Here is a 13,601-nt window from a genome sequence, read left to right on the forward strand (position 1 = left end):
AAGATCCCTAGAGCTCGTTGATCACAGCTTCTGCCGCTGCTCCTCGATCAGCCTGAGTGGCTTCTGAAGCTCTGCCGCATAAGGGTAGCGTTCTGCCACCGATCTGTAGATCTGAGCGGCATCGCCGAATTTGCCCACGGACCGGGCGATATCGGCGAGCGATACGTCCGCCTTCCACTTGGCGATTTCATGGTCGGGAGTAACCGTTCCGCGGTAGTGGGCGAAATCAGCCTTCGCCTGCCGGAGCAGCCCCTCCGCTTCATGAAACAGGGCGTAGCCCCTATGCAGCTTGGTTGCAGCTAAGTAAAATTTCGCATCCGGAAACTGCGGATGGAGCTCCAAGGCTCTTAAGGCAGCGCCCTCCGCGAGATCCCACTCCCGCTTACCGAGATATAGCTTAGCTTGAAGCATGTAAACATCAAGCATCCGAGCGAAAGCGGAATTGTCCTTTCCGAGGGCCTCCGCTTTACGAAGCGCCTCCTCGGCTTGCTCCGGCAATCCGGCTGATAACGATTCCCGCCCGTAGAACAGCCACCAACCGGGGTTGTCCGGCTCTTCCTCCACCATGATTCGGAGCAATGATAGATTTCGCGCGAGCTTATCCTTGGCCTGAATCACCGTCGGCTCATACCCGTCATGCAGGAGGCGGATTCGTACCGGCTTACGGTAGCTTTGCCCGGAGAAGATGCCGCCGCTTCCCGAGCCGACCTGCTCATGAACTCGCCCATAATACTTTAACCCGTAACGCAGCGGAAACATGCGGGTCTGCGACATCTCGTGCCGAACCGAGCCGTTAATGGAGTTGACCTGCCAAATATACAGCACGGGAGGGATCGGGAAATCATCGAATAGTCCGGCAGCTTCCCTCACGGCATCCACATCCTCGGGGTGCAGGGCCTCATCGGCATCCACCCAGAGCACCCAATCCGTTTTCATGTGAGCCAGTCCCTTATTTCGTAAGGCCGAGAAGTCTTGTTCCCATGTCGCGTGGACAATGCGAACCCCGGGAAACGAGCCGGCAATCTCCGCTGTGCGATCGGTCGACTCGCAATCCACCAAGATAATCTCGTCGGCCGCTCCCTTGAGGCTTTCTAAGCAGCGTGCAATGGATCTCTCTTCGTTGCGGGCAATGATGCCGATGGTGACGGTAACCTTCTTCACCTGCAGCAACTGATTGATATCCGCTCTATCTTGCCCTGCGGGAGCTTGCCGGACGGCTTGCTCCACTGCAGTAATCCATTCCGCCTCCGGATCGAGAAGCCACGCCCGGTGAAACACCTTGCGTGCAGCGGAGCCGAAACCCTGATGCAGCAGGGCTTCACCTAGAAGCACCCAAGCCTGCGGAATGAGCGGGGCTTTGCTGATCTCCCCCAGCGCTTGCTCCTCTGCTTCCTCGAATCGCTTCTCCTGCAGAGCCCGGATGATCGCTCCATAGTGCTGTTCTGCCAGTTTTCTATCGTGCATACGGTTCCTTGTCATGACGAGCCGGACCCCACGATAACGGTAATCTCATCAATGAAGCCAAGGACCAGGTTTCCGGTTGTTCCAACAATGGTAATATAGGCAGTCCCGGTACCGCCGATAGTTTTCAGCTTGAGATCATTTCCTACCATGGCAGCGGAAACAAGGCTCGAATTCGAAGAAATTACCTGGAAGGTCGTATCCGGAGGAAATCCGTACTGCCCCGCCAGATTCGTGATCAGTTTTTCCTCGATGGACGTCATATTTTGCTCGTTCGCAGGCTTCACCGGGAGTGCGTCTTTGATGAAAGAAACAGTGCCTGTGGCCGCTCTCCCCTTTCCGTCCCTGTCGGTCGCGGTAATCTCAATTTGAGCCGTACCTGTGTTGACGGATCCCGTACTGATTACATAGAGGCCCGGATGATCCGCGTTCCCTGTCACTGTAAGCCAATCATGGCCGTTATTGGTCGTCACTTTAGGCTCCTTAACAGAAACAGAATATTTGAGCGTATCTCCGCTATCCGGATCGGCGAAAGCATGCGTCAAATCGACGATATACCCCGTGGGCGGCAGCGTACCGATGGCAGGCCAATTGTTCCCGTCCGTATCGACCTTATACGAAGAAGCCATTTTCAACACAGGAGTCTGGTTCGGCAGAAGCGTGAAATCCATGGATGCCTGCTTGTTGAAAGGAGAAGCATCCTGCAGCGTTACCGTAAACGTAGCGGCTTGAGTCGGCTCGTTATTCAAGTACAACACACCCGAATGGATGGAGGCACTAACCCCATAGGAGTTGCTTGGGGTTACAGTAAAGGTAAGAGCCTGACCGTAGCTCGCATCCGCATCGGCAAAATAACCGAATAAATCAAAGGTAGTCAAGCTTCCGTTATAATAAACGGCCTCCTCATCATCGTTGACTGTCGGCGCATGGTTGACATATACGGTGTAATTTCCTGTAGCCTGCAGCCCGAAAGGATCCGTCGCCGTAATGGTCATATCGACGGTAGGACTGCTGGTATCGCCGTGCAGCTCAAGCTCATTGCTGGCGTTAATGCTGGCAGTAATGCCGCTTGAAGTCGGAAGGCTCACCGAGTATTCCAGAGCTTGGCCGTCCTCATCCGTGAAATCCCCGGCAATCCCAAAGGTTACCTCATCGCCTACCGTATAATAAATATTTTGCGACGTATTCGGATAGTGAAATGTCGGCGCCGCGTTCGGTTTGGGCTGGAAGATGTAGTCGCTGTGGATTTCGCCTCCTTTTCCGTCACTGGCATGGATCCGTGCATAGTAAGTAGCACCATTCAATTTACCGTAATAAGAAAGCCTGCTTCCGTCTACGTAAGCGCCGAAACCGCTCGAAGGGAGATAGGAATTCGAGTAATCGATTTCGAACGTTAAGCCGTCCTCATCCGGATCCGCAAACAGCTCCGTCAGATCGAGCTCAGTCGAAGGAACGCTAAGATGCGAAGGCAAATAAATCTCATAGGTGCTTTGCGTCACAGTAGGTTTCCGGTTGACCTTAAAGTGATAGTCTGCGCTTACGGATTGGCCGACGGAGTCCGTCGCCGTAACCAGGAAGCTTGCTGTCGCCCCTGCGGATCCGGGTCCGCTTAAGCTCAGCATCCCTCCGCTGACAAAGGCCGATACGCCATTAGATGTAGGAGGATTAACTTCAAAGGTAAGCGAGCCGTGTTCAGGATCGCTGAAATTGCTGTACAAGAGGATCGACTGGCTTGCCGTTTCATTGACTGTGTAATATCCGAAAATAGAGCTTTGCGCAGCCACCGGCGGTAAATTGGCAGCGGAATCCGGGGTGAGAATCAGGCTGGCGGTAACCGGATCGCTTTTGCCGTCTGTGGCACTGATGCTATAGGTGGCGACCCCGGAAACCGCACCGCTAAAGGTCAGATAGCTGCCGGAAATCGAAGCCGGAGGGGCCCCTGATGTAGAACTGTTTACGTTGAAGGTTAATGGATCTTCATCTGCGTCATGGAACAGCTGCATCAGATGGAAAGGCGCCGGCACCTCACCGGCAGGAGCGTAAACGCTGTAAGTTACATTAGTAACCGTCGGCGGATGGTTTACAGGTGAAGTCACAACGGGCTTTAACGTCAGCATCACCTGCGAATATCCACCCTTGCCGTCTCTCGCGTAAATGAGCAGCACTCCATCCTGACTTAATGCTCCGTTAACAAATAAACTATCGCCGGAAATATAAGCATCCAGGCCGCTGGAAGGCGTCACAACACTAACATCGTATTGCAGTGTATCCCCATCGGCATCCTGGAACCATGAACTGATCGAATTGAAGTACGAGCCGTTGTATGAATTCACTATGTATTGTGTTTGGACCGGCACAGGAGGGTGGTTTTCATGTGCCGTTTGACCCGAAATCCGGCCGGTCAGTCTAGTAACAGCAGTCCTGTCTTGGACGACGCCGGGGTTATCAAACATAAATTTCACCAGATCGCCGACGTCGTAGCGATGGTCTGATCCTATGTCCATAACACGTACTTGGAATACGTCGCTTTTGCTGGAACCATCGAGCGTCACTGTGAAAGTAGTCAGCCCCGGATGCTGCAAATATACATTTAGCCTCGAACCGGAAACGACGGCTTTCGCCGTATCGCCGTCCATTGCCGCAAGACGGTACGTCCCGCTGCTGGATCCGAAGTGATAGTCCAAATTGAGCGTTAGTGATTCTGCCGGCAGACCGATTACATCTTGAATCGGAATAGGAACGGTGTCCACAGCCGCAGCCGCGGCGGATGGAAATAACGCCGGAGCGACGGACAAGGAGGCGGCTAGAAGCGCGTTTGCCTTTTGCCAGGGGGCTGTTGACTTGGAATGGATCCGTTTCATCAAAATCGTACACCTCGTTTTCCGCAAACTAGTACTTCTATTCTACCATGCGGTTGGAAGGCTGAATACGACAGATTAGGTGAAAAGTACCACGTTCTCGCCTATTTTTCTGCTATAGTAAGTGTACAGGAGCATTCATGTTAGGAGAGTAGAATCAACATGCCTCATATTTATATTACCGGTGCTGCGGGGTTCGTCGGCTCGCATGCTGCCGAAAGATTCATAGAGCTCGGCTGGAAAGTTACGGCGGTTGATAATTTCATCACGGGGCGTCAAGGCAACCTGAAAGAGATGATGGCGCACCCGTGCTTTGCCTTCTACGAATCCGATGTCAGTCTTCCGCTGCCGGAGTCCAGGCTCGGTCCCGTGGATACAGTGTTGCATTTGGCTTGCCCGGCTTCTCCGAGAGATTACTTGAAGCACCCCGTCGAAACGATGAAGGCAGGCAGTCTGGGGACTTTCCATACGCTGGATTTGGCCCGCAGGCATCAAGCACGGTATGTGTTAGCTTCTACGTCGGAGATCTATGGAGACCCTGAAGTGCACCCGCAGCGGGAGGACTACTGGGGACACGTCAATCCAGTAGGGCCCCGGGCTGTTTATAATGAAGCGAAGCGGTTCGCCGAAGCGCTCGTAATGGCCCATCATCGGGAATACGGGATGGATACGGTCATTCTGCGCTTCTTTAATACCTATGGGCCCCGGATGAATCCGGAGGATGGCCGGATCATTCCGAACTTCGCGATGCAGGCCCTAGAGGGCAGGCCGCTTACCGTATACGGCGATGGCAGCCAGACGCGCAGCTTTTGTTATATCGCCGACTTGGTCGAGGGGATTGTGCGCAGCATTACCGAACCGAAGGCCATCGGCGAGGTGATGAATTTGGGCAACCCGGCGGAGTATACGGTTCGGGACATGGCGGATATTCTTCTAAGGCTGACTGGAAACAAAGGAACCATAGAGCATTTGCCTCCGATGGAGGACGACCCGAAGCGTCGCAGACCGGATATTTCCAAGGCCAAGCGGCTGTTGAAATGGGAGCCCGCTATCGGGCTCGAGGAAGGGCTGCGCCGGACGCTGGATTATTTTGCGGCCTATGCACGGGGAGGGATCCGGTAATGCTGCCGCGTGCGATCTGCTTGCATTTTACGAATGCGTTTGCGAAGGCTTTCTTTGGCAAGCATTATGACCCCGAGCGGTTAATAACCGTCAGCTGGGAAGAGAACTGCCGGATCAGGCTGCATGCCGGATGTCATACGATGGAGGCGGTCCGAACTCAGCTTCCGGAGGGATGGGAGCCGGAGCTGGTTTGGGTATGGTCTCCCGAGTTCCATGCCAATCCTGCCGGCCTGTTCGAGGAACGCGTCCCTCTTGTAGCGCTAATCAGCGATTGGAATTTGGGGTACGGGACGGTTTGCGGTACGCTGCCCGATTATGATGCGATTTTCACCGATAAAAGGGGGGCAGAGCTTCTGCGCAGAAGGGGGCTGAGGCAGGCGGCGTATGCACCGCTGTACAGCTATGACCCGGCCATCCACTTCCCAGTTTCTTCGGCAGTAAAGGATATTGATGTTTCCATCGTCGGCAATTTGAATCATGAGGTGCAGGAGGAGCGTTCGCTTTGGCTCAAAAAGCTGTGCGCATTGCGTCGCAAGGGGGTTCGGGTAAGGATCGCCACGAATCTTTTCGGAGCAGACTATAACGACGTTATGAACCGTTCCAAGATCGTATTCAACCGGTCGATCCGATCCGAAATGAATCTGCGGGCATACGAAGCTCCTGCTGCCGGTGCTCTGATGATGCTGGAGGATGGCAACGGCGAGGTTGAGGAGCATCTGGTCCCCTTCGAGGAGTATGTTCCATACCATGAGAATAATTACGAACAATTGATCCTTCACTACTTATCGGACCCTGCGGGTCGGGAGGCGATAGCGGCGGCAGGGCATACGAAGATTGTGGAAACCGACAGCTACACGCATCACATGGACCGAATATGGGGACTTCTGCAGAGCAAGGGGATCCCGGAGGCGGGTAGGTCGCGAAGGTCCGATGCCGTGCGGGAGGAGCGGGCATTCGCTCATCTTACCCAAGTGTACTATGCTTCTCAAGGCCGATCGTCACAGCTGATGGAGCTGCTGCTGAACCGGGTGGGAGGAGCAGAAGCCCGGCGGAAAAATGCCCAAGCCTGCGTTCGGCTGCTTCTATTGGGAGAACCGTCGCTTGGAACGGAGCATAAAACGGCGCTCCTTCAGCTTTCCGTTAGAGACTGGGAGCAGGCGGCTGAGGCTGAACCGGAAAACGCGCTTCCCTTGTTCAACTTGCTTAGCGCGATGTCCGCCAGCGGCAATCACCGGGTTGTGCTTGATCGTTTCGACCGTTTCCTGAGCCGTGCGGCACAAGCGGGTATCGGTGCATGGGACGGGCTGCTGTTCGCAATCCCCTATGATGATTTCCGTGTGGAGCGGGAGCGGATTCTCGGTGGCGCCGAGGAGCTCGAATGGCGGGCTGCCGCTCAGCTGAACGCTTTATTCTTGAGCGAAGCTTATGAGTATAAAGGCAAGGCGCATTTGAATTTTAACGAGTGGGAATCAGCATATGCTTCTTTCAAGAAAAGCGTGGAATTCCGTTCGAATAATATAGAGGCTCGTTATTTGCTTGCTTCGGCTGCCGCTCAGTTGACCCGCTGGGAAGAGGCGCGGACACATTTGGAGCTGCTTGTGCGCTTTGCACCCTTTCACTGGCAGGGAGTTGTGCGGTTGTGTGAGCTGTACCGGGCGACGGGCAAGGAGGAAAAGGCCAAGGGGCTCGCTTTAGAGTACATGGATGTGATCGAAGCCATGTCTGTGTATGAGGTATGGCGGGAACGGTTGGCTGACTATGTATAATCGGTACCAAAGCACGGAAAAGGAAGCGCGATGCTCCCTTCGCCGTGCTTTTTTCGCTTGGTTAAAAAACCTCCACCACGACACTGCCCAGCTTCCTTCCGTCAACCACTGCTTCCAAGCGCCAAATGCCCTTCGTCGGCAGGGAGAAGGTGGAGGGGGTGCGAATAACGCGCGGAGGCCCCATACCCGGGCGTCGATTCGGCAGTGCGATATTGCCTTCGAACACGAGGTGCTGCTTAGCCGATTTGCGGTTTGTTGCCATGACCTGAAACGGTTGCCCGAAGAGGGACTGCTCCTGATTCCAGAAGTACCACTGGTACTGGCCGGAAACTCCCGCCTCCATAGCACCGGCGGTTACGCCGATCTGCTCCGGGTTTCCGCGAAGCGTCGTATTGAACATGGTGAAGGTGGGGCTCATCTGCCATATGGACGGGTCGGGGTTTAGAGACCGTTCCGTATAATGAATGCCGGTGACAAACACGGTAATTACGAGCGTAAGCGCAATCAATTGATTTCTCATAGCTGATCTCCACCCCCATGTCAGGTCAAGGCCCAAGCTGCCTATATTTCCAATATATCATAATTTGATTCGAAAAAAATAATGGACTTTCACACATATTTTTCCTCAGAAAGGAAAGGATAATAAAGTCAATCGAAAGGAGGAGTATGCATGTTTACCGGTCAACAGCAACAACAGCAGCAGCAAGGAGCGAACGCCGTCAGCTCCAAGGAACTCGCATACATAACGGATAGCTTGAAGAATGAGGATTTGCTGGCCAAGCTGGCTCTCCAAGGGGTAGTCGAGGCACAAACGCCCCAGCTGAAACAAAAGTTTACACAGATCGCTCAGGATCGTTTGCAAAATTCGGATCAATTGCTTAGGGCGCTGCAGCAGCAAACGCAATGGACGCATTAAGACATACATAGGAGGTGCGGTAGGATGTACCAGCAAAACCAATGGAGTGGACAGCAAAGCTGGCAGGACCAGCAGCAACAACAGCAACATATGCACCTGCAAGAGCAGGATATCGCAAATCTGCTGCTATCGGAGCTGAAGCGGGCGGCACGTGAGTATACCACTGCGGCTTTGGAGGCGACGCATCCTGCGATTCGCCAAACCTTCGTCAGCTTGGCGAACAAGACGCTTCAGGATCAAGCGGAGCTGTATCATGTGATCGCTCAAATGAAGGATTACGGCAAAGTGCTGATGGCTACGCAGCAGGAAGTACAGCAGGAGATGCAAAAGCAAGTGCAAAGCGTGGAGAAGCTGCAGGGCATGGTACAGCAGGTGCTTCAAAATGCTTATGCCGGGGCGAACGCGGCGCAGGCTTACGGTTACGGACAGCAGCAGCAGGCTTCTTATCAGCAGCAGCAGCAAGCTCAATACCAGCCTGCCTATACAAGCGGGTATAGCTCCTCTCAGCAGGAGTACAACCAGTCCGGCAGCTGGGAGCAGGGGATGAATGCAAGCTATCCTCAGTCCGCTTCTCAGAATCAAGGGCAAGGTCAAGCGCAAGGGTACAGCTTCAATCCCAGCAGCGCAAGCCAGTTTCGTACGACCGGAGAATACGGCAAGTCCTCTGTTTCCGGCACCGACAGCACCGACGATTATCGGGTGGGAACCAGCGGGTATGCCTCAGGAACCACCGGCTACGGTACCGGAAGCTACGGCAGCAATAACACCGGAGGCTACAGTGCTTCCGGAAGCGGCAGCTATGCCGGACAGCAGAACAATTCCGGTTACAGTGCCGGAAGCTACAGCAGCGACAACTCCCCCAGCAGCATTGGCCACGGGGGCAGCTACAGCAGCACAAGCAACTACGGTACCGGAAGCTACAGCTCCAAGTACGGTGCGGAAAGCTCCGCTTCGAAAAGCGGCCAAAGCGGACAATCCGGGCAATCCGGACAAAGCGGTCAGGACCAAGCCTACAACCGCCAAAGCAGCGGCTACAGCTTCGGCTCCTCGCAGCAAGGGTCCGAGTCGGCAGGCGGCTCCTCCCGAGAGCAAGCCGGCGCCAAGTCGCAGCAGCAATACACGAACCAGGGTAATCAAAAACCGTACCTAATGTAAGCAATGGCTGGCCCCGCGGAGCTGATTAAGCATCCCGACGGGGCTTTTCCATTCTAACGCTGTCCCCGCACCTGTTGAGACTTGCGTACCCGAGGCAAACGGGAAGGCGGCTGCTTCCGAACCCACCGGAGGTAGCTTGCCATACGCTCCTCACACTGCAGCTCCTCAATCGTTGTCAGGCCTTGCCCCACCAGCTGCTCGTTCGTGTATAAGGCGTGAATCTGCTTATGACAAGCGATACATAAGTCGGCTGTAGGCAGGAAGGTGCCTCCGAGCTCCTTCGGGGTAAGATGATGCTTGGTCGTCTCCAGCCCTTCCCTGCCGCAGAGCTCACAGGTGCCCAGATGCTTCAGCTTTGCCATGTTCTCACCGGTCCTCTTTTCAAAATCTTAGCTATGAGTAGTTTCCTCCATGAGGCCGAAGTATATTTTTTCACTTTTGATCAATAATACGGAAAAGCAGGAAATGCGACAGGAGGAGAGCGCACCATGAGAGGTTTTATCATTTTGATGCTGGCCGTCGTAGCCCTGAGTGCCGGATGTCAATCCAGAGCCGATCAAGACACGCAGCTGGACATCAAGTCGTTGCAAAAAACGGTCGGCAAGGAGCGCATATCGATGACGTTGACACAGGTGGCCAACCCTTCGATGGATAAGAGCATCATGGACAAGTCCGACACGGAAATCATCGCGTGGATCAAATCGATTGACGCCTGGACGCATCAAGTATTGTCGGCTCCAGTTACCGGGGAGATGGATCAGGCGGCCGCGATGGAGATACGCAACCATCTGGCTCAGGTTTATACGCAGGACGCCGCGGACAAGCTCATCGACTACTTCTATCGGCGCGACCTGCGCACAGGCACATATCAGGCTAACAGCACGGATGCCATGCTGGGCATGAGAAGCGAATGGGGCAGCTATCAGCTTCGGAAGGAAAAGCCAAGCGGAGACCAATATCGAATTCGGCTTACCGGACGTACGCAGCATGATGTAAGCGAGTCGGTCATGCAGCATATTTCGGTGTATCAGGTGCAGGGAGATAGGCTCGTGATCAAGGAGTTTACAACCCACTCCTAAGGGCGGCTTTCCAAACTGACAGAACGCTAGGGGATTCCCTGCCGTTCTGTTTTTTTATGCCAGAAAATGATCGAACATATTTTCCCCTTTTCATTTGACACGCCCGGCACAGTAGCTTAGACTATTTTTTAGTAGAGTCATGTTAGGTAAGAACAAGGAGGATTTCCCTTTGCTGGTGTCGATAGAACAATGGAAGCATGTCTTTAAGCTGGATCCGGACCGCGAGCTGTCCGATGAGGCTCTCGAACGCCTGTGTCTATCCGGGACGGATGCAGTTATGGTCGGAGGCTCCACGGGTGTCACCTTCGAGAACACGGTGGATCTGCTGGCGAGAATTCGCCGCTACGAGGTGCCTTGTATCCTCGAGATTTCTCATCAGGAGGCGATTGTGCCGGGGTTTGACATGTTCCTGATTCCGATCGTGCTTAATAGCGGGGATCCGCAATGGATCGTCGGACAGCATCATCAGGCGCTCAAGGAGTATGGGGCCATGCTGGATTGGAGAGAAATTCTCACGGAGGGATATATCGTGATGAATGAAAACTCCGCGGTAGCCCAGGTGACGAAGGCGCAAACCAAGCTGGATACGAAAGATGTGGAGGCTTATGTGCGTATGGCGGATCGGCTTTTTCGCTGTCCGATCGTTTATTTGGAATACAGTGGCTCCTTCGGCGATATGAAGCTGGTGGCGAAGGCCAAGGGTCTGCTGCAGGATAGCCGATTGTTCTACGGGGGCGGCATTGACACACCGGAGAAGGCAAAGGAAGCGGCGGCAGCGGCGCATACCGTTGTTGTCGGGAACGTTGTTTATGAAGACCTGGAGCAGGCTCTTGCTACGGTGGAGGCTGTGAAGGCCGCTGTCTAGAGCCGGATTATGGGGAGAGGAAGGAACAAGCACTATGGCAATGAATCAACCGATAGATATTATGAAGGCGATCACGAAGCTGAATCCGCAGCAGAGGAAGGCTGTGGAGACCGTAGACGGACCGCTGCTCATTATGGCGGGAGCGGGGAGCGGCAAGACGAGGGTGCTGACGCACCGGATTGCGTACTTGGTTGCGACGCGCAAGGCGGCCCCATGGAGCATTCTGGCCATTACGTTTACGAACAAGGCCGCACGGGAAATGCAGGAGCGTGTCAGCGCACTCGTAGGCCCGCAGGGGCAGGATATTTGGGTATCGACGTTCCACTCCATGTGCGTACGAATTTTGCGTAAGGATATCGGACGGATCGGTTATTCGCAAAGCTTCTCCATTCTGGATTCGGGCGATCAGCTCTCGGTCATCAAGAACTGCATGAAGGAGCTCAACATCGACACGAAGAAGTTTGAGCCCAAGGCCGTTCAGGCGAAAATGAGCGACGCCAAGAACCAGCTGCAAACACCGGATCAGCTGGAGAAGAAGATCGGGGACTATTTTGACGAGATCGTGGCTAAGGTATACGCCTTATACCAGAAGAAGCTAAAAGCGAACAACTCGCTTGACTTCGACGATTTGATCATGACGACGATTCAGCTCTTTAAGGAAGTGCCGGAGGTGCTGGAGTTTTACCAGAACAAATTCCTGTATCTGCACGTCGACGAGTACCAGGATACGAACCGGGCGCAGTATATGCTCTGCCGGATGCTGGCGGATAAGCACAAGCGCATTTGCGTCGTAGGGGACAGCGACCAGTCGATTTATCGCTGGCGCGGAGCGGACATTACGAACATCCTTGATTTTGAAAAGGACTATCCGAACGCTACCACCATTCTGCTCGAGCAGAATTACCGTTCCACCTCGAACATTCTAAACGCCGCGAACAAGGTCATTGGCAACAACATGGGCCGCAAGGCGAAGAATCTTTGGACCGACAAGGGCGCAGGGGAAAAGATCCGGCTGTACCAAGGGGCCACGGAGCACGAGGAAGGCTATTTCGTTACAAGCGAAATCAAGAAAAATGTGGACAAGGGCCGGCGATACAGCGATCACGCCATTCTGTATCGAACGAATGCCCAGTCCCGGGTAATCGAGGAAATTTTGATCAAATCGGACATTCCGTATCAGATTGTGGGAGGCATCAAGTTCTATGATCGTAAAGAGATCAAGGATATTCTCGCCTATCTGCGTCTGATTTCCAACCCGGATGATGACATCAGCTTCGCACGGATTGTCAACGTGCCGAAGCGGGGCATCGGGGATACTACGGTAGACCGTATTGCCGAGATGGCCGGCCGGTATGGCGTGTCCATGTTTGCGATGCTGGAAAATGCGGATATGATAGATATAACGGCAAAGGCTCGAGGGGCGCTGTATGAGTTCCGCGACATGATAGAGAACCTTCACCGGATGGTCGAGTACTTGTCCGTGACTGAACTGACGGAGAAAATGCTGGAGCTTTCGGCCTACCGTGACGAGCTGAAGCGTGAGAAGACGCTCGAATCCGAAGCGCGTCTGGAGAACATCGACGAGTTCCTGTCCGTGACGCAGGACTTTGAGAAGCGCAATGAAGATAAGTCGCTCGTTTCCTTCCTGACGGATCTCGCACTGATTGCGGACATCGACTCGATGAACGACGACCCGGAGGAGAAGGCGAAGAGCGGCGTCACGCTCATGACCATGCACAGCGCCAAGGGCCTCGAATTTCCGGTCGTATTCATCATCGGTATGGAGGAGAGCGTGTTCCCGCACTCCCGGGCGCTGATGGACAATGAGGAGCTCGAGGAGGAGCGTCGCCTCGCCTACGTCGGCATTACGCGCGCCGAGGAGGAGCTGTTCCTCACGTGCGCGGGCAGCCGCACGCTGTTCGGCCGGACGGCGTCCAACGCGCCGTCCCGGTTCCTCAGCGAGCTCCCGACGGAGCTCGTGGAGGCCACGCGGCCGGGCGGCTTCGCCGGCCGCAGCGCCGGCGCCTTCGGCGGCGGAGACCGCCGCTTCGGCAGCGCCGGCGGGTTTGGCGCGACAAGCGCCGCGGGCGACACCGCAGGTGCCGCCACGGCCGGCCGCGCGCCGATGTTTCGCGCCCCGCCGGTGCGGGGTCGCACCTCTTCGCCGCGGCCTCCGGCGGGGCCGCGGTCAGCTACGCCATGGGCGACAAGGTCTCCCATGGCAAGTGGGGCACGGGCACCGTGGTGGCGATCAAGGGCTCGGGGGACGACACCGAGTCGCAAATCGCCTTCCCGGCCCCTACCGGCGTGAAGCGTCTGCTGGCGAAGTTCGCGCCGATTACAAAAGTGTAACCTTATTTCATTGATTCAGGAGAGGGG

Annotated in this window: 10 protein-coding genes and 1 pseudogene; 7 read left to right on the top strand and 4 right to left on the bottom strand. The window is 54.9% G+C overall.

The window, feature by feature from the left end; all coding sequences use genetic code 11:
- Nucleotides 1-21: 21 nt before the first annotated feature.
- On the bottom strand, nt 22-1,479 hold the full coding sequence (locus RAC89_RS12905) for a glycosyltransferase family 2 protein (protein ID WP_306613944.1): 1,458 nt from the start codon (nt 1,477-1,479) through the stop codon (nt 22-24).
- Nucleotides 1,476-4,322, bottom strand: coding sequence for a hypothetical protein (locus tag RAC89_RS12910; RefSeq protein ID WP_306613946.1), 2,847 nt, complete (start codon nt 4,320-4,322; stop codon nt 1,476-1,478). The genes RAC89_RS12905 and RAC89_RS12910 overlap by 4 nt, the downstream gene beginning before the upstream one ends.
- Before the next feature lie 159 nt (nt 4,323-4,481).
- Between RAC89_RS12910 and RAC89_RS12915 the strand changes: the two genes are divergently transcribed.
- Both RAC89_RS12915 and RAC89_RS12920 read left to right on the top strand, forming a co-directional pair.
- Entirely contained in the window at nt 4,482-5,441 is a 960-nt protein-coding gene (locus tag RAC89_RS12915) for a UDP-glucuronic acid decarboxylase family protein (RefSeq protein ID WP_306613948.1), read from the top strand.
- On the top strand, nt 5,441-7,207 hold the full coding sequence (locus RAC89_RS12920) for a glycosyltransferase family protein (protein WP_306613949.1): 1,767 nt from the start codon (nt 5,441-5,443) through the stop codon (nt 7,205-7,207). Before RAC89_RS12915 ends, RAC89_RS12920 begins: the two co-directional genes overlap by 1 nt.
- 61 nt (nt 7,208-7,268) lie before the next feature.
- Here RAC89_RS12920 and RAC89_RS12925 read toward each other — a convergent pair whose 3' ends face one another.
- Nucleotides 7,269-7,727 carry a hypothetical protein gene (locus RAC89_RS12925; RefSeq protein ID WP_306613951.1) on the bottom strand — a complete coding sequence of 153 codons (459 nt, stop codon included), beginning with the start codon at nt 7,725-7,727 and terminating at the stop codon, nt 7,269-7,271.
- A gap of 150 nt (nt 7,728-7,877) precedes the next feature.
- Here RAC89_RS12925 and RAC89_RS12930 point away from each other — a divergent pair, with 150 nt between their 5' ends.
- Nucleotides 7,878-8,123 carry a hypothetical protein gene (locus RAC89_RS12930; RefSeq protein ID WP_284643384.1) on the top strand — a complete coding sequence of 82 codons (246 nt, stop codon included), beginning with the start codon at nt 7,878-7,880 and terminating at the stop codon, nt 8,121-8,123.
- A gap of 24 nt (nt 8,124-8,147) precedes the next feature.
- A complete protein-coding gene (locus tag RAC89_RS12935; RefSeq protein ID WP_306613952.1) occupies nt 8,148-9,278 on the top strand; it encodes a spore coat protein in 1,131 nt (376 codons plus the stop codon).
- Between the two features lie 53 nt (nt 9,279-9,331).
- Here the strand turns inward: RAC89_RS12935 and RAC89_RS12940 are convergent, their stop codons facing one another.
- Nucleotides 9,332-9,640: an HNH endonuclease gene (locus RAC89_RS12940; protein WP_306613954.1), complete on the bottom strand. Its 309-nt coding sequence runs from the start codon at nt 9,638-9,640 to the stop codon at nt 9,332-9,334.
- A gap of 126 nt (nt 9,641-9,766) precedes the next feature.
- Here RAC89_RS12940 and RAC89_RS12945 point away from each other — a divergent pair, with 126 nt between their 5' ends.
- From RAC89_RS12945 to pcrA, 3 genes and pseudogenes are all read left to right on the top strand, one after another.
- Nucleotides 9,767-10,357, top strand: a complete 591-nt coding sequence (locus RAC89_RS12945; protein WP_306613956.1) for a hypothetical protein — start codon at nt 9,767-9,769, stop codon at nt 10,355-10,357.
- A 169-nt stretch (nt 10,358-10,526) separates the two neighbouring features.
- Nucleotides 10,527-11,222, top strand: a complete 696-nt coding sequence (gene pcrB, locus RAC89_RS12950) for a heptaprenylglyceryl phosphate synthase (protein ID WP_306613957.1) — start codon at nt 10,527-10,529, stop codon at nt 11,220-11,222.
- Between the two features lie 61 nt (nt 11,223-11,283).
- Nucleotides 11,284-13,574, top strand: a pseudogene (gene pcrA / locus RAC89_RS12955) (DNA helicase PcrA).
- Nucleotides 13,575-13,601 lie beyond the last annotated feature (27 nt).

This window comes from Paenibacillus sp. GD4, assembly GCF_030846225.1.
GTDB classification, from domain to species: Bacteria; Bacillota; Bacilli; order Paenibacillales; family NBRC-103111; genus Paenibacillus_G; species Paenibacillus_G silviterrae.